Source organism: Chitinophaga cymbidii (assembly GCF_007992715.1).
Lineage (GTDB): Bacteria > Bacteroidota > Bacteroidia > Chitinophagales > Chitinophagaceae > Chitinophaga > Chitinophaga cymbidii.
On sequence record NZ_BKAU01000001.1, the window covers coordinates 1196173 to 1212412 of the forward strand.

The 16240-nt window shown below is 53.8% G+C and carries 13 protein-coding genes; 8 read left to right on the forward strand and 5 right to left on the reverse strand.

What is annotated here, in order from left to right:
- Window positions 1-16: 16 nt before the first annotated feature.
- The 5 genes from CCY01nite_RS04665 to CCY01nite_RS04685 all read right to left on the reverse strand — a co-directional run bounded on the left by CCY01nite_RS04665 (window position 17) and on the right by CCY01nite_RS04685 (window position 7936).
- On the reverse strand, window positions 17-1096 hold the full coding sequence (locus tag CCY01nite_RS04665; protein ID WP_186830905.1) for an SGNH/GDSL hydrolase family protein: 1080 nt from the start codon (window positions 1094-1096) through the stop codon (window positions 17-19).
- Between the two features lie 113 nt (window positions 1097-1209).
- Window positions 1210-4764: an efflux RND transporter permease subunit gene (locus CCY01nite_RS04670; RefSeq protein WP_146858265.1), complete on the reverse strand. Its 3555-nt coding sequence runs from the start codon at window positions 4762-4764 to the stop codon at window positions 1210-1212.
- A 33-nt stretch (window positions 4765-4797) separates the two neighbouring features.
- On the reverse strand, window positions 4798-5910 hold the full coding sequence (locus CCY01nite_RS04675) for an efflux RND transporter periplasmic adaptor subunit (RefSeq protein WP_146858267.1): 1113 nt from the start codon (window positions 5908-5910) through the stop codon (window positions 4798-4800).
- A gap of 37 nt (window positions 5911-5947) precedes the next feature.
- Complete coding sequence (locus CCY01nite_RS04680; protein WP_146858269.1) at window positions 5948-7309, reverse strand: TolC family protein; 1362 nt, start codon at window positions 7307-7309, stop codon at window positions 5948-5950.
- 12 nt (window positions 7310-7321) lie between these two features.
- Window positions 7322-7936 carry a TetR/AcrR family transcriptional regulator gene (locus CCY01nite_RS04685; RefSeq protein ID WP_186830906.1) on the reverse strand — a complete coding sequence of 205 codons (615 nt, stop codon included), beginning with the start codon at window positions 7934-7936 and terminating at the stop codon, window positions 7322-7324.
- 170 nt (window positions 7937-8106) lie between these two features.
- Here CCY01nite_RS04685 and CCY01nite_RS04690 point away from each other — a divergent pair, with 170 nt between their 5' ends.
- The 8 genes from CCY01nite_RS04690 to CCY01nite_RS04725 all read left to right on the forward strand — a co-directional run bounded on the left by CCY01nite_RS04690 (window position 8107) and on the right by CCY01nite_RS04725 (window position 16224).
- Window positions 8107-8751 carry a DUF502 domain-containing protein gene (locus tag CCY01nite_RS04690; RefSeq protein WP_146858273.1) on the forward strand — a complete coding sequence of 215 codons (645 nt, stop codon included), beginning with the start codon at window positions 8107-8109 and terminating at the stop codon, window positions 8749-8751.
- 73 nt (window positions 8752-8824) lie between these two features.
- Window positions 8825-9793, forward strand: a complete 969-nt coding sequence (locus tag CCY01nite_RS04695) for a zinc dependent phospholipase C family protein (protein ID WP_186830907.1) — start codon at window positions 8825-8827, stop codon at window positions 9791-9793.
- A gap of 130 nt (window positions 9794-9923) precedes the next feature.
- Window positions 9924-11030, forward strand: coding sequence for a 3-phosphoserine/phosphohydroxythreonine transaminase (serC, locus tag CCY01nite_RS04700; protein WP_246129846.1), 1107 nt, complete (start codon window positions 9924-9926; stop codon window positions 11028-11030).
- Window positions 11031-11140: 110 nt separating this feature from the next.
- The gene (locus tag CCY01nite_RS04705; RefSeq protein ID WP_146858274.1) at window positions 11141-12376 is read left to right on the forward strand and encodes a DUF1015 domain-containing protein; all 1236 of its coding nucleotides are present in this window, start codon (window positions 11141-11143) and stop codon (window positions 12374-12376) included.
- A gap of 74 nt (window positions 12377-12450) precedes the next feature.
- Window positions 12451-13530: a tetratricopeptide repeat protein gene (locus tag CCY01nite_RS04710; protein WP_146858276.1), complete on the forward strand. Its 1080-nt coding sequence runs from the start codon at window positions 12451-12453 to the stop codon at window positions 13528-13530.
- Between the two features lie 27 nt (window positions 13531-13557).
- On the forward strand, window positions 13558-15219 hold the full coding sequence (gene paaN / locus CCY01nite_RS04715) for a phenylacetic acid degradation protein PaaN (RefSeq protein ID WP_146858278.1): 1662 nt from the start codon (window positions 13558-13560) through the stop codon (window positions 15217-15219).
- An 11-nt stretch (window positions 15220-15230) separates the two neighbouring features.
- Window positions 15231-15896, forward strand: coding sequence for a YceI family protein (locus CCY01nite_RS04720; RefSeq protein WP_146858280.1), 666 nt, complete (start codon window positions 15231-15233; stop codon window positions 15894-15896).
- Between the two features lie 43 nt (window positions 15897-15939).
- Window positions 15940-16224: a 2TM domain-containing protein gene (locus CCY01nite_RS04725; protein ID WP_146858282.1), complete on the forward strand. Its 285-nt coding sequence runs from the start codon at window positions 15940-15942 to the stop codon at window positions 16222-16224.
- The last annotated feature ends 16 nt before the right edge of the window (window positions 16225-16240 follow it).

Sequence of the window (16240 nt, forward strand, 5' to 3'; positions counted from 1 at the left end):
GCAATTTACAAAATAGTTACTTCATCAGCTTCTTCAGTTCCGGCAGCATCACTTCCGCCTGCCGCAGGAAGCCGATGTCGTTGCTGTGCGTGCCATCGATCGTGCCCTCATGGTCATGCCCCAGCAGATCTTCGCCGGACAGGTAGTGCAGCTGCTTATATCCTTCCTTCTTCAATTTCGTATATACGTCACGTATAAGTTTGTTCTTTTCGGTGATCACCGCGCCGATGCGCTGGTCGAAATACCCGGTTTCCCGGATGGAAGTTTCCACGAGCAGGATAGGCACCTCCGGCCTTTTGTCCAGCAAATATTTGATGAACGGATAGGCGCGTTCGGTGATCTCTTTGGGCGTGGGGTTCGGTATGCAGTCCAGCACAAAAACAGACGCCTTCATGGTGGCGAGCAGTTCCGCTACCTCAAATTCCATCCTGCCATTGCCGCTGAAGCCGAGGTTGATCATTTCCCAACCGGTGCGCCTGCTGATAATGGACGGGTAGGTCATGCCCGCGCGGCTGGCGGAAGCGCCCTGCAGAATGCTGGAACCGTAGATCACCACCCGTTTGGTAGTGTCTATGCCGGGCTTCGAAGGCGTTGTGAGCGTAGCCTGTGGCGACACGCCGATCTCCAGCGAAACAAGCTCGTTGTAAATGGGCAGGTACAGCATGTACTGGCGGTTAGCGCCGTCCATGTTGCTCACAACCGGGTAGGTGGCGGTAACTTCTTTATCACCCGGGCGGCAGGTATTGACGAATTGCCACTGCCCGTTGCGCATCGCATACAGGTCAAGACCGCTGTGCGCGATCGGCGTCATGTTGTTATAGAATTTCCGTTGCGCGAGCGACCACCGTACACGGATATACGTGGAGTTGGTTTCGAAGAGCACGGCAATGCCGGCGCTGTGGCGGGCGAGGGCTTTCACCGGCGGTCTCAGGTGCCGGTACTGCGTACTGTCCAGCCGCACCCAGAAGGGGTTTGTCGGCAATCCTTTTCCGATGACCATCAGCCCGCGGGCATCGGTGAAGCGGGTAGTGTCCTGCGCAAAAACGCTGGTTGCGCACAGCAATAAAGAGAGTAAAAACGTAAGGGAATGTTTCATACCGAAAAATAGCAGTTTTTTCATAAAAAAACCGTCCCGAAGATTCGGGACGGCATTTGTTAACCTACAACTGTTACACTGTTTGCTCTGATTATAACTATAGAAAACAGTACTTAGTGAACGGCTACGCCCTTGGCTGATTTCGCATGCTCCTTATCGGCTTCACCGGCATGGCCGTTGAAGAAGTTGTAAGGACGCGGCGATTCGTAGTTCGGATCATGCAGCTTCCTCACGGTCTCTTTCTTCATAAAGAGTTTGAGGATGAGCACGAAGAACGGAATGTATTTCAGCCCGCGGGGCAGCTTGTAATGATCCAGTACATCAATCACACGCTTGTTCATGCCATACATCACCGGTACCAGGATCAAAGTAAGGAAGGTAGCGAAGATCAGACCGAACACCATGGTCCATGCCAATGGTCCCCAGAATGCAACGTTATCACCTCCAAAGAATATATGCGGATTAAACTCTGCGAACAGGGCCGCAAAATCGATATTCAGGCCAACTGCCAGCGGTATCAGGCCGAGGATGGCCGCAATAGCGGTAAGCAGTACCGGCGTCATACGTGTTCTGCCGGCTTCCACTACGGCTTCGTTGATATGCACGCCCTGCTGTACCAGCAGGTCCGTGAATTCCACCAGTACGATGCCGTTACGGGCAACGATACCGGCCAGCGCCATGATACCCACACCGGTCATTACGATGGAGATATCCATGCCGAAGATCGCGAAGCCGAGGAATACACCGATGATGCTGAAGAGGATCTCCAGGAAGATCACCAGTGCGCGGCCTACGGAGTTGAACTGCGTTACCATGATCATGAAGATCAGGCCAACTGCTGCGAGCATGGCTACCAGGAGGAAGTTCATGGTTTCCGCCTGATCTTCCTGCTCACCGGTCATTTTCACGGTAATGCCCGGCGGGGGGCTGAATTCCTGCACGGCCTGCGTGATGGCGGCCACTACTTCGTTGGCGTTGTAACCTGTAAGCACGTTGGAGTACAGGGTCACCACACGCTTCTCGTCTATGCGGCGGATGCCGGAGTAAGTGTTGGAATATTGAATGTCTGCCAAAGCGCTCAGCGGCACCTGGCGGATCTGCCCGCCCATGTTCATATCGCGGTAAGTGAGCTGAAGGTTCATCAGCGTGTTGATGTTGTTACGCTGGTCTTCCTGCAGCCTTACACGGATGGAATAGTCGTCTTCCGCGTCGCGGAATTTGGATGCTTCCACCCCGAACTGCGCCATCCTGATCGCATTCTGTATCTGAACGGTAGAGATGCCTTCGCGGTTGGCCCTTTCACGGTCGATCGTGATGGTGATCTCTGGTTTGTTGCTCTGGAAGTCGCTTTTCAGCTCTTCCACCCCGCCCACCTGCAGGCTGTCCAGGTAACGTTTAAGACGCTCTGAAGTATTGGCGAGCAGCTCGAACTCATCACCGGAAATTTCAATGTTGATCGGTTTACCGGTGGGAGGGCCGCCCTGTTCCTGCTCAACGGTGATATCTGCGCCGGGCACGCCTTTCACGGCCTCACGGACTTTATCGAGATATTCTACGGTAGACTGCCCGTTACGTTTTGCAAATTCCACGAAGGCCACCGTCACCTTGCCCTTGTTGGGCTGTACGCTGAGGTCCATCTGGCTGGGGTCTCCCGCGCCTACGGCCACGTTGGAGATAATGGATTTCACCAGCGGGTTCTGCGTGCCGCCTACCACTTTGGTAATGCGCTGCTCGATGATGTTGGTGACGGAATCCGTGTATTTCTGATCGGTGCCTATCGGCAGCTCGATATAAGCGTAGATGAAGTTGGGATCAGCCTGCGGGAAGAACACCACTTTCGGGTTACGGATGCCGGTGAGCACAAGGCTGAACACCAGCAGGCCGAAGGTAGCCACCAGTATCATCACAGGCCGCCAGCCCACGATGCACCAGCTGAGCACGCGGCGGTAGGCGTTCTGCACACGGGGCCAGAAACCGAGCTGGAACCTGCGCGCCACGCCGCCCAGCCAGAAACGCTCCAGCGCAATGAGCAGGTACAGGAACACAACAAAGTTGCCCACGCCAAAAGCGATCCCGTAGCCGATCAGTGCGATGACTGCAAATACGACGGTGACTATTTTGAATTTCCTGTCGAATTTCGGTTTGGGATGATCTTCTCCTTCATGACGTTCCATGAAGTCCACCGCGAACACGGGGTTGATGATATAGGCCACCACCAGTGATGCAAGCAACGTTACAATGAGCGTTACCGGCAGGAAGTACATGAAATTACCGATGATACCCGGCCAGAAAAGCAGCGGCACGAACGGCGCGAGTACTGTAAGCGTACCGGACAGTACCGGCAGGAACACTTCGCCCGCCGCTATCTTGGTGGCTTTTACAATGCCCAGGTCCCGTCGTTCATGAACGATACGGTGTACGTTCTCTATCACCACAATGGCGTCGTCCACCACAATCCCCAATGCCAGCAGGAAGGAGAAGAGCACCATCATGTTCAGGGTAAAGTCCAGGAACGGCATATCGATCACCACAAAGGCAATGAACATGGAGATGGGAACGGACAGCGCCACGAAGATGGCATTCACCGCGCCCATGAAGAACATCAGCACCACGGTCACCAGGATGAAGCCGATAATGATGGTGTTGATAAGGTCGTGCAGGGTAACGCGGGTGGATTCCGACTGGTCTGCCGTGATGGTCACGTCCAGCCCTTTCGGCAGGTAGTCCGCCTTCATGTCGTCCACGATCTTGAATATTTTGTCGGACGCATCGATCAGGTTCTCGCCGCTCCGCTTGATAACGTTCAGCGTAATTACGCTTTTACCGTTCAGGCGGGCGTAGCTTTCCTGCTCTTCAAATCCGTCTACCACTTCGGCAATGTCGCGGAGGTATACGGTGGAACCGGAGGCGCTGCGGATAACGATATCGCGGATCTTCACCGGGTCTTTGTATTCACCCTTGATGCTGAGCGTACGTTTCTGCCCGTCCATCGCAACAAGGCCACCGGTTACGGTCCTGTTCTCATTGGCTACCGCGCCGATCACATCTTCAAAGCTCACTTTCGCGGCTTCCATTTTGTATTTGTCGAGGTTGATCTGGATCTCCCTTTCCAGGGCGCCTACGATGTCCACACGGGTGATCTCGTTCAGCGATTCGATCCGGTCCTGCATCTCGTCCGCATACTTCTTCAACGTCTGCAGATCAAAGTCACCGCTCATGTTCACGTTCATGATCGGTATCTGCGACACATCTATTTTAATGATCTGCGGATCATCTTCCAGGTCGGAAGGCAGTTCGCTCATGGCTTCATCCACTTTCTCCCGCACTTCCTGCCGCGCCGCTTCAATATCTTCATCGGCATCAAATTCAATGGTGATGGCCGAGTAGTCCTGTACAGAGCTGCTGGATATTTTCTTCACGCCCGAGATAGAGCCGAGCTTTTTCTCGATGGGCTTCGTGATGAGCGTTTCCATATCTTCCGGTGAGGTACCGTCGTACTGCGTACTGATATAGAACTGCGGGAAGACCACTTCGGGGAACTGTTCCTTGGGTAGCGCCCGATAGGAGAAGATACCCGCCAGCGATATGATAATGGTGGCCACATAGATGCTCACCTTGTTATCGATCGACCAACTGGTAGGTTTAAATTCTTTTTCTAAGTCCTTCATTGGTAATTTTTTTTGTGGGTTGCACTACGCCATTTACAGTTTCACGAAGTCGTCGTTATTCAATCCCTGGAATCCAGTGGTGATGATCCTTTCTCCCGCTTCAAGGCCGGATTTCACTTCCGCTTTGTCGTTATACGTGCGGCCGATCTCGATATTCTTACGTACGGCCTGCAGCTTGTCGCCCTGGCCTTTTACGGTGAGCACATAAGGTTTACCCATAGAGTACTGCACTACGCTTACCGGCACTACGATGGCGTCATTGGCCTTGTAGTCCACAATGCGCAGCAGCGCGATCATGTTCGGGCGGATGCTCCTGTCCGCTTTCAGCGGAATTTCCACGTTGATGGTGCGGCTCAGCGGGTCGATCACTTTGGAGGCGAAGCCGATGCGGGTGCGGATCTCCTTGTTGATGTCCGGGAAAGAAACGATCACTTCATCTCCTGTTTTCACGCGGCCACCGAATGATTCCGCGATATTGGCCACCACGCGCAGGTTGGTGCTGTTCACCACGCGGAACGCGGGTGAGCCGGGCGCGGCGTTGTCGCCCAGCTTGGCGATCACGGCATCGACGGTACCGGAGATCGGGGAAACGATGCGGGACAGCTCGGCCTGTTCTTCCATTGTTTTCTTGTTGCGCAGCAGGCTTTCGTATTGATTTTTGGCATTCAGGAACTGCACTTCCGAGCCGATCTGCTGTTTCCAGAGATTTTCCTGTTTCTGGTACAGTGTTTTGGCGAGGTCGATGCGGGTCTGCAGCTCTGCGATGCTGGCCTGCAGCACGTTATTGTCGAGCTGCGCCAGCGTTTGCCCTTTAGACACCTGCTGTCCTTCACGCACGAGGATGGCTTTGATGATGCCGGGTTGCTGTGCGGACACGTTTACGTTCTCCCGTGCGTCCACATGGCCCTGGATATCTATATAATGTTCAAATGTTGTTTTTTCGATGGGGGCGATGGTAACGGTTTTCATCTTCACGGAAGAATCACCGGATTTCAGTTCTTTTTCCAGCGCCGAGATCTTCTGGTCCAGCGTGGCTTTCTCCTGCTTCAGCTTTTGCAGTTGCTCAGCCTTGTTGTTGCCGCCACCGCCGCCGCAGGCAGCCAGGATTAAAGTGATCAGCGGAAGAGTGAAATATTTTCTGGTCATGTTATGATAGATTTTAAGGCAGATGTAAAGTTGATGGTTAGAGCTTGCCGAACGCTTTCAGGTAGTCGATGCGGGACACCATGGCGTCGAACAGGGCGGTGAAATAATTATTTTGCGCGGTGAGCAGCGAGGTTTCCGCGGTGATCACTTCCAGGCTGGAACCTATGCCTTCCGTGTACTTGATGTTCGTCATCCGGAGCACTTCCTGCGCCAGTTCCATGTTTTCCTGCTGGCTTTCCAGCGTTTTGATATTGTTGCGGAGGGTGATGGAGGCGTTCTGCTGATCGAGGTCGATCGTGTTCCGCATGTTCTCGAGGTCCAGTTCTGATTTTTTCACATCGATCCAGGCCTGGTCTACTTTTCTTTTACGCTGCATGCCATTGAAGATGGGAATGGAGAGGTTCAGCCCCCAGGACACGTAGCCGTACCACAGCTCCGACTGCAGGTAATCGAACTCATTACTCTGCCTTGAAACGCCGCCGGTGCCGAAGGCTGACAGCGATGGCAGCGCCTGCAACTTGTAGCGTTTCAGGTTATATTCATTGGCTTTTTTCTGTGATTCGAGCAGCTGGTATTCGATGCGGTGCTGGTAGGCGAAGCCCTGGTTTTGATCCAGCACTGCTTTGATCTCTTCGGTGCCGAGCGTGTCCGTCAGCTCGATGGATTGCCGGATCGGCATGCCCATCTGGTATTTCAGCGCGGCGAGTCCCACGTCGCGAAGGTTTCTCAGGCTTACTTCCTGCGTAACAAGGTTATTCATCTGCACGGCCAGCCTGTCTACATCCAGCTTTTCCACCAGCCCGTTCCTGTATATCTCCTTTGTTTCGTCCAGCGACTTGCGCATGCGGGTGATGTTCTCCTGGAGAATGGCGAGCGCCTTGTCTGCCGCCACTACATTATAATAGGCTTTATACACTTCGGCTTTCACGTCTACTTCTGATTTCTGCACTCCCCTGCGGGCCAGCTCTTCGAGTGTTTTACGGGCCTGCAGCGCTACCAGTACGCTCGGGTCAAAGAGCGTCTGGTTCAGGTTGACGGTACCTACCGCGTTATACTTCAGGCCGAATGCGAAGGGGATCAGTGTTCCTTTCGGCACGTTCGGATCAAAGTTGGAGGCGTCCAGCAACTGCTTCTGGATGATCGGGTTGTCCTGAAACTGGCCGGAGGCGGACAATTGCGGAAGGGCAAGGCCGCTCACTTCCTTATTGATGGCCAGCTGTTTCAACTCGTCCAGTTTTGCGCTGCGTACAGCATACTGATTCGCCAGCGCATAACTCACTGCCTCCTTTGCCGAAAAACGCATGGTAGTCCCGGTATCCGACGGCTGCTGAGCATAAGCGTAGGTTAATAATTGCATCATCATGCCCGTGAGAGCGATGAGCTTCCATTTAAAGTGCATAATTCTCAGTGTTTATTTAGGGTAATTTTCGCTTTTGTATTTTTCTATCTGTTGATATCCTTTCAGCGTGGCCACTCCGTACAGGAAGTGTTCGAGCAGCACGCGCTGTATTCTCGTCATATCATAGCCGCTCATCGGGAAAAGCTCCGGCTGGAAGCAGAACATGGAAGAAGCCGCGCGGAAATGGCTGAGGATGTCGATGTCCAGGTCCGCCCGGTACAACCCTTCGCGGATGCCTCGCACGAGGTTTTCCCGGATGGTGTCCAGCATGAACACGTTCTTGTGTTTGTCGAACAGCTGGTAAGCCTTGGCATGGAACTTCTGCAGGTCCATCATCACCACCGGGTTCATGTTCCGCAGCTTTTCCTCCAGCATCTTCATCACCAGGAAAAGTTCTTCCACAGCGTCCTCCGCACGTGTCCGGTCTTCGATGCACTGATCTTCCATCAGCTTCAGGTGCCGGCTCATCACGTTCACCACCAGGTCGCTCTTGTCCGCAAAATGCGCGTACAGGGTCTTTTTGGATATTCCCATTCTTACGGCAATGTCGTCCATCGTGATGGAGCGGGTGCCGTATTGCCTGAAAAGGTGAAACGCCGTGTCGAGGATTCGCTCTTGTACTTCCATTATATGCTTTAATACGGCGACAAAACTATGGAAACTATTTAAACTGCCAAAGTTTCCAGTATTTATTTTTTGAATTTTATGACAAATGCGGTTCGTCATCCATATGAGGTCCTGAAAGGCTTAAAACGCCCTGTATTCCTTACCTTTGCCCTTTCAACACCATATCAACTATGTCTCCAAAATTGAGATTTAAAGTGCTGTTGTCCCGGATACTGCGCTACTTTTTCCAGGGCCTGCTGGTGCTGGCGCCGATGGGTATCACTGCGTTCACGCTGTACTGGGGCTTTATCACGATCGACAACCTGCTGCCGCGGGACCTGATCCCGGCGGACCATCCCATGAACTTCCTGCGTTACAAGGGGGTGGGATTTGCTATCGTGCTGATACTCATTGTCTTCGTTGGATACCTGAGCTCCTCGTTCATCATCGGGCGGCTGATAGATATGTTTGATCACATCCTGGAGCGCACACCTTTTATTAAATATATCTACTCTTCGGTGAAGGATGTGTTTGATGCGTTTGTGGGTGAGAAGAAGAAGTTCGACCACCCGGTGCTGGTGAATGTGTATGGTGTGGACGTGTGGGAAATGGGGTTTATTACGCAGAACGATGTGAGGAGCCTGGGGCTGGAGGGTTACCTGGCGGTGTACGTGCCGCATGCGTATGCGATTACGGGGAAGGTGTTCATTGTGCCGGCGGGGAAGGTGCGGCCGCTGACGAACATTTCCGCCGGGGAGGCGATGAAGTTCGCCGTGTCCGGCGGGGTGACGAATATTACGGAATCGGTAAAGACAGCTGACACTCATCCGATATGAACGCGATACATCAAACAGCACGTGTTCTTTTTTAAAAATAGTCCGACCTTGCAGCCGTAATTCAATTTTACGTATGCATCCATTGTTTAGAAACACGGCAACGCTGCTGGCGGCGTTTCTCCTGATCAGTTCTTCTTCCATGGCCTGGGGCTTCTTCGGGCACGAGCGGATCAACCGCCTGACGGTATTTTCCCTGCCACCTGAAATGATGGCGCTGTACAAGCCGCACATCGAATACATCGTGCAGCTGTCCACAGCGCCGGATAAAAGAAGGTACATGGTACCGGAAGAGGGGGCCAGGCACTACCTGGATGTGGACCATTACGGTTTCCTCAACATCCCGCGCACCTGGCCGCAGGCCGTGGAAAAGTTCACGGCAGACACCCTGCAGCGATACGGCATCCTCCCCTGGCACATGGAGCGCATGATGGCGCGGCTCACAAAAGCATTCATGACAGGGGACCAGGCCCGCATCCTCCGCCTGTCTTCCGAGCTGGGGCATTACATGGCGGACGCGCACGTGCCGCTGCACGCCTGCTCCAATCACAACGGGCAGCTGACGGGGCAGCACGGGATACACGGGTTGTGGGAATCGCGCATCCCCGAGCTGCTGGCGGACAAACATTTTGATTACTGGACCGGGAAAGCCGGTTACATACGGGACTTCCGGGCATTCGCCTGGCAGGTGATCGGTGAAAGCGCCGGGGCCTCGGATACGGTGCTCTGGCTGGAAAAGCAGCTGAGCCTGCGTTTCCCGGCAGACAGGCGTTATGCCTACGAGATCCGCAAAGGGAAGCTGGTCCGCAATTATTCGGCGGACTACGTGCGGGCTTACCAGGCGCTGCTGGGCGATATGGTGGAGCGCCGCATGCGGGGGGCCGTTGCAGCAGTGGCAGCCTGCTGGTATACCGCCTGGGTAGATGCCGGGCAGCCAACGCTTGCCGCCTTGGGGACCGGAAACCCCGCAGGCCAGGCACAGGAAGCATTACGGGAGCTGGACAGCCTCTGGCAACAGCGGAAAATATTTGGCAGGGAGCATTAAGATTACCAAAGAAAGAACTATCTTTGGCACTCTATCTGTCTTTTTAACCTGTCCTCACTGACCAATCCTTCCGGTTTATATTTTATTGCAACCGCGATTTTTTACCAATTCCTTCGAAAAACCATAGAAAGTGGAACAAGAAAACGTATTCAATTTAGATCGCAACATGAAGGTGCACAACTTTAATGCAGGTCCTTCTGTATTACCGAACGAAGTGCTGTACAAAGCCAGCAAAGCGCTGATTGACTTTGACGGTACGGGAATGTCCATCCTTGAAATAGGACACCGCACGGAGCAATTCACCGCCGTGATGGAAGAAGCGCGCAGTCTTGCCCGGGAGCTTATGCAGCTGGAAGACGACTACGAAGTGCTGTTCCTCCACGGAGGCGCCACCACCCAGTTCATGCAGGTTCCCATGAACCTCCTGGAAAGCGGTGAAACGGCCGCCTATGTGGATACCGGCGTGTGGTCCAACAAAGCCATCAAGGAAGCAAAACAGTTCGGTTATGTAGATGTTATCGCCAGCTCCAAAGAAACGAATTACAATCACATCCCAAAGCAGTTCACGGTACCCCAGCAAGCCAAATACCTGCACATCACTACCAATAATACCATCTATGGTACGCAGTGGCAAACGATACCGGAAACGGATGTGCCGCTCATCGCGGACATGAGCTCCGATATTCTCAGCCGCCAGATGGACTTTAACCGCTTCGCCCTGATCTATGCCGGCGTACAAAAGAACATGGGCGCTGCAGGCGCTACCATGGTAGCCGTAAGAAAGAGCATGCTGGGTAAAGTAACGCGCAAGATCCCGTCCATACTGGATTACAGGCTGCATATCGAAAATGGTTCCATGCTGAACACCCCGCCGGTGTTCGCCGTATATATCTCCATGCTCACCCTCCGCTGGCTCAAAGGCCAGGGCGGCGTAGCAGCCATCGAGAAGATCAACGCCAAAAAAGCCGCGCTGCTGTACGACGAGATCGACCACAACCCGCTGTTCCGCGGAAACGTTGCCAAAGAAGACCGCAGCAGGATGAACGTCACCTTTACCATCGACAAACCGGAACTGGAAGAAGAATTCCTGAAGTTCTGCAAGAAAGAAGATATCGTTGGCATCAAAGGCCACCGCTTGTCCGGCGGCTTCCGTGCATCCCTGTACAATGCCCTGCCCCTCGAAAGCGTGGAAGCCATGGTGGAAGCCATGAAGCTCTTCTCGCTGAAGAAAGCATAGAGGCATAACAAAATATTATATATAAAGACTGCCGCAGTAAATGTGGCAGTCTTTTTTTATACCCCGCTCCTTTTACTATTTTTACGCCTCTTAACTGAAACTACACGATCATGGCAATCATCAAACCGTTCCGCGCATTACGTCCACAGCCTGCGCTCGCTAAACAGGTAGCCGCAAGGCCCTACGATGTACTGAATTCCGGAGAAGCCGCCGCAGAAGCTGCCGGTAACCCGAACTCCTTCTACCACGTTTCGAAATCCGAGATAGACTTGCCGGAAGGTACGGACATCCACAGCGAAGCCGTGTACGCCAAAGCCGCGGAAAACCTGCAAAAGCTGCGGGAAAGCGGCACACTGTTCCATGAAGAAACACCCTGTTATTATATCTATAAACTGGTGATGGACGGGCGCTCCCAGACAGGACTGGTATGTGTTTCATCGATCGGTGACTATAACAACGGCATCATCAAGAAACATGAATTCACCCGTCCCGAAAAAGAGCAGGACCGCATCAACCACATCACCGCCACCCGCGCGCAGACCGGCAACGTATTCCTGGCTTATGAGGACGTGCCCGAGCTGAACGCCATCATCGACCACTGGCAACAGCAGCATGCGCCGGCATACGATTTTACGGCGGAAGACGGCATTTCCCACACCATCTGGGTGATAGATACGGCGGAGACCGGTGACCAGATCACACAGCTCTTCGCGGAAAAAGTGCCCGCCACCTATATCGCCGACGGCCACCACCGCGCCGCATCCGCCGCACTGGTGCAAAAAGCCTCCGGCGAACCCATCGACAGCGAAGCGAACCTGAACTACTTCCTCACCACCATATTCCCCGCCAGCCAGCTGGCCATCCTGGATTACAACCGCCTTGTAAAAGACCTGAACGGCCACAGCAAGGAAGCGTTCCTTTCCAGCCTCGAATATGATTTCACTGTGGAAGCCGTTGGCCACCACGAGCAGAAACCCTCCATGCTGCATGAATTCAGCATGTACCTGGACGGTACCTGGTACCGCCTCGTAGCACGGGAAGGCACCTACACCACCGATCCCATCGGTATCCTGGATGTGACCATCCTGCAAAATAATGTGCTGGACAAGCTGCTCGGTATCAAAGACCCGCGCACGGACAAGCGCATCGACTTCGTAGGCGGCATCCGCGGACTGGGAGAGCTGGTGAAAAGAGTGAACAGCGGAGAGATGAAAGTGGCCTTCGCCCTTTACCCAGTTACGATCCAGCAACTGTTCGATATTGCGGACAGCGGCAATGTAATGCCCCCCAAATCCACCTGGTTTGAACCCAAGCTGCGCGACGGCCTGCTGACGCATCTGATCTAAAATTCATCTGAAACGTTGGCCCCGCCTTGCTCCGGGGTCAACGCTTTTTTCTTACATTTACAAAAACGCATGGAATGATGGAATGGCAAAAGGTAACTAAAAGATGGTCCCTTGTGCTGGCCGGCATCCTTACCCTGCAATGGGCGGCCGCGCAGGATAACAACGATCTGCAGAACACTGCGCGCAGCTTCCTGCGCAGCGGCGACTATGCCAATGCGATTTTGGTACTGAACCAGGCGATCCAGACATCACCCGACGACCTCGAACTGAAAAGGGACCTGGCTTTCGCCTATTACCTCAAAGGAGATATCAACCGCGCTTATACCGTGGTGTCTCCCCTCGTCGATAAAAAAGACGCGGACATCCATACCTTCCAGATCGCCGGCAACATCTACCAGGGCAAGCAGGACTGGAAAGGCGCGGAAAAGCTCTACGTGCGCGGACTGAAAAAATTCCCCAACAGCGGCGAGCTGCATAACGACTACGGCGACCTGCTCCAGAACATGAAGAACTTCGACGGCGCCCTGCGCCAGTGGGTGAAAGGCATTGAGGTAGATCCCAATTTCCCCGGCAACTATTACAACGCCGCCCGCAGCTACCTGTGGACCAACGAGCCCATCTGGGCCATCCTCTACGGCGAAACCTTCATCAACCTCGAAAGTTATACCACCCGCACCGCGGAAGTACGGGACATCGTGATCGAATGTTATAAAAAACTTTTCGATGATCCCGCCATCTTTAATTCCATCCCCGGTGAATCCTCCGATAAAAAAGGTAAAAAGAATTCCGACAACGGCTTCATGGATGCCTATAAAGGCATTATGGCCAAACAGGTGAGCGTGATCACCACCGGCATAGAACCGGAATCGCTGATCATGCTGCGCACAAGGTTTCTGCTGGACTGGTACAACTTCTACGGCCTGCGGTATCCGTACGCCCTGTTCGATTTTCAGCGCAGGCTGCTGAAAGACGGCATGTTCGAAGCCTACAACCAGTGGATATTCGGCCCGGTGGCCAACCAGGCGGAATACAAGGCATGGACCACCCTGCACAAGACCGATTACGATGCGTTCTCCGTATGGCAGCGGAACCATCCCCTGAAGCTCCGGGAAGACGAGTTTTACAATACGGGCAAGATCGCCACGATCAAGTAGGTGGAACAACATCCTAAACCATAGATTATGCTGATCACAAAACACCAAAACATTATTGACAACGCGGTAAAAGCCAACCACGAAAGGACTTTTTATGCCCAGTACCCCGAACATCCGAAAGCTTACGGTGAAGAAGCGCCCGCAAAAGGCGGGCAGGCATTCAAAGAACAGCTGAACCAGCCTTTCACCCGCCTGAAACAAAAGGTGATGGAAGGAATGGCCGGCGAGGAAGTTTCACCCTACACGCAGGAGCCGCTGGGCATCACCTATCCCGTTATTGCGGTAGACGAGCTGGTCAGCGCCGGCAAACGCGCCGGCGAACGGTGGGCGGCGCTGTCCGTAGCAGACAGGGCCAACATACTCACCGAAACGCTGGAAAAGATCAAAGACCATTTCTTCGAGATAGCGCATGCCACCATGCATACCACCGGCCAGAGCTTTATGATGAGCTTCCAGGCCAGCGGCCCCCACGCGAATGACCGCGCGCTGGAAGCCATTGCCATGGGATACCAGCAGCTGCAGCATTTCCCGGAAAAACTGAACTGGGAAAAGCCGATGGGCAAGTTCAGCATCAAACTGGAAAAATCGTTCAAAGCCGTTCCGAAGGGATTGGGCGTGGTGATCGGCTGCTCCACTTTCCCGGTGTGGAATTCCCTGCCGGGAATGTATGCGGACCTGGTCACCGGCAACCCCGTGATCGTGAAACCGCATCCCAAAGCCGTACTCCCGATTGCCATAGCCGTTGCCGTTATACAGCAGGTGCTGGAAGAGAACGGGCAGGACCCCTACACCTGCCAGCTGGCTGTGGACAGCAGCGACCACCTCATCACCAAAGAACTTTGCGAACATCCGCAGATAGCGCTGATCGATTATACCGGCGGCAGCAGCTTCGGGAATTACGTGGAATCGCTCGGTGGCCGCGGTAAAACCGTCTTCACCGAAAAAGCCGGCGTAAACTCCGTCATCCTCGATTCCGTAAAAGACATCGACGCCGTACTGCAGAATCTCGCCTTCTCCGTGAGCCTGTATTCCGGGCAGATGTGCACCGCGCCGCAGAACTTTTTCATCCCCGAATCCGGTGTAGGCACGCCGGACGGCAAGCTCGGCTTCAATGAAGTAGCCGCAAAATTCCGGGACGCGATCACCGCGCTGGTGAACAATCCAAAAATGGGCGCGGGCACCCTGGGCGCCATCCAGAACGAAGCCACCCTGCAGCGGGTAAAAGACGCCGCGCAGCTTGGCGGCAAAATATTACTGAATGGCACAGCAGTTGTAAATGAAGAATATCAAGCCGCCCGCACCTGCTCGCCCGCGGTGATTGAGGTCAGCTCCGCGGATCACGGCATTTTTGAAAGAGAGCTGTTCGGCCCGGTCGTCCTCCTCGTCAAAACAAAAGACACCGCCCATTCCATCCAGCTGGCCCGCAAGATGGCGGAGCAGCACGGAGCGATCACCTGCGGCGCGTATACAACAGATGAAACGGTAAAGGACAACATCGCCACGGCCATGAACAGCGTGTTCACACCAGTATCGTTCAACTTTACCGGCTTTATCTGGATGAACCAGCACGCCGCCTTCTCCGACTTTCATGTGACCGGCGGCAATCCGGCCGGCAACGCCAGCTTCACGAACCAGGAATTTATCGTGAAGCGGTTTGTGTGGGTGGGGAACAGAACATATGTGGACTAAAATCAGATCATATGCAGTATAAAGTATTGGTTCTCTTTTCATTTCTTTTGGCAGTGGCCTGCCAGCAAGTCCCCAAAGCAGATAAAGCAGCGATAACGGACCCGCAGGCCGTGAAACAGCCGGAAGAAGGGCATGCCCACCAGCTGGACACTTCCGCCAGTACCCTCTACTGGATCGGTACCAAGCCCACCGGCGAGCACAAAGGCTCCTTCCGCTTCCTGGAAGGACAGCTGTATGAAAAGGACAGTACTTTAACGGGCGGACAATTCGTCATTAACATCAACAGCCTGCGGAACATCGATCTGCAGCCGCAACCGGATATGAAATCGAAACTGGAAGAGGAATTGCGCGGCGAGAATTTCTTCGACGCCGCGCGGTTCCCCACCGCCAGGTTCGAGATCACCGAAGTGAGCAGCTACCAGCCCAGCGAAAAAGATAAAGGCGTACTGCTGAAAGACGCCACGCACATGATCAAGGGGAACCTCACTATGAAAAGTGTCACCAAAAATATCACCTTCCCCGCCAAGATCGTGCTGCAGGATGGAAAAGTGAAAGCGGAAGCGAATTTTAATATCGACAGGACCCAATGGGGCATGACCTACCGGGCGGACAAATCCGTACAGGACAAGCTGATCAACTCCATCGTGAACATTCATTTCGAGATCATCACCCGATAAAAAATCCGGATTTTTTTCTTAAATTGTAGGAAACGCCTTCATTATGGAAACAAACCAGGAAAAAGACGAACGGCTGTGGCGCATTGCAAAAGCCCGCGCCGGCTTCCGGAATCACCTGATGACCTACCTGATCATCAATGGCGCATTATGGATCATCTGGCTGCTGACCGGCGCCCACGGTGATGTTCCCTGGCCGCTATGGCCGATGTTCGGATGGGGGCTCGGCCTCGCTTTCCAGTACTACGGCGCATTCCATAAAGACCCCTACGGCGATACGATCCGTGAATACGAAAAACTGCAGCAGGAAAAAGAACGCCAGGGCCTTTAGCAGCATCCGCGCTTAA

What these genes read in the sequence shown, in the direction of transcription:
- CCY01nite_RS04665 (WP_186830905.1), bottom strand. Translation starts at nt 1,096, where the DNA reads ATGAAACATTCCCTTACGTTTTTACTCTCTTTATTGCTGTGCGCAACC.
- CCY01nite_RS04670 (WP_146858265.1), bottom strand. Translation starts at nt 4,764, where the DNA reads ATGAAGGACTTAGAAAAAGAATTTAAACCTACCAGTTGGTCGATCGAT.
- CCY01nite_RS04675 (WP_146858267.1), bottom strand. Translation starts at nt 5,910, where the DNA reads ATGACCAGAAAATATTTCACTCTTCCGCTGATCACTTTAATCCTGGCT.
- CCY01nite_RS04680 (WP_146858269.1), bottom strand. Translation starts at nt 7,309, where the DNA reads ATGCACTTTAAATGGAAGCTCATCGCTCTCACGGGCATGATGATGCAA.
- CCY01nite_RS04685 (WP_186830906.1), bottom strand. Translation starts at nt 7,936, where the DNA reads ATGGAAGTACAAGAGCGAATCCTCGACACGGCGTTTCACCTTTTCAGG.
- CCY01nite_RS04690 (WP_146858273.1), top strand. Translation starts at nt 8,107, where the DNA reads ATGTCTCCAAAATTGAGATTTAAAGTGCTGTTGTCCCGGATACTGCGC.
- CCY01nite_RS04695 (WP_186830907.1), top strand. Translation starts at nt 8,825, where the DNA reads ATGCATCCATTGTTTAGAAACACGGCAACGCTGCTGGCGGCGTTTCTC.
- CCY01nite_RS04705 (WP_146858274.1), top strand. Translation starts at nt 11,141, where the DNA reads ATGGCAATCATCAAACCGTTCCGCGCATTACGTCCACAGCCTGCGCTC.
- CCY01nite_RS04710 (WP_146858276.1), top strand. Translation starts at nt 12,451, where the DNA reads ATGATGGAATGGCAAAAGGTAACTAAAAGATGGTCCCTTGTGCTGGCC.
- paaN (WP_146858278.1), top strand. Translation starts at nt 13,558, where the DNA reads ATGCTGATCACAAAACACCAAAACATTATTGACAACGCGGTAAAAGCC.
- CCY01nite_RS04720 (WP_146858280.1), top strand. Translation starts at nt 15,231, where the DNA reads ATGCAGTATAAAGTATTGGTTCTCTTTTCATTTCTTTTGGCAGTGGCC.
- CCY01nite_RS04725 (WP_146858282.1), top strand. Translation starts at nt 15,940, where the DNA reads ATGGAAACAAACCAGGAAAAAGACGAACGGCTGTGGCGCATTGCAAAA.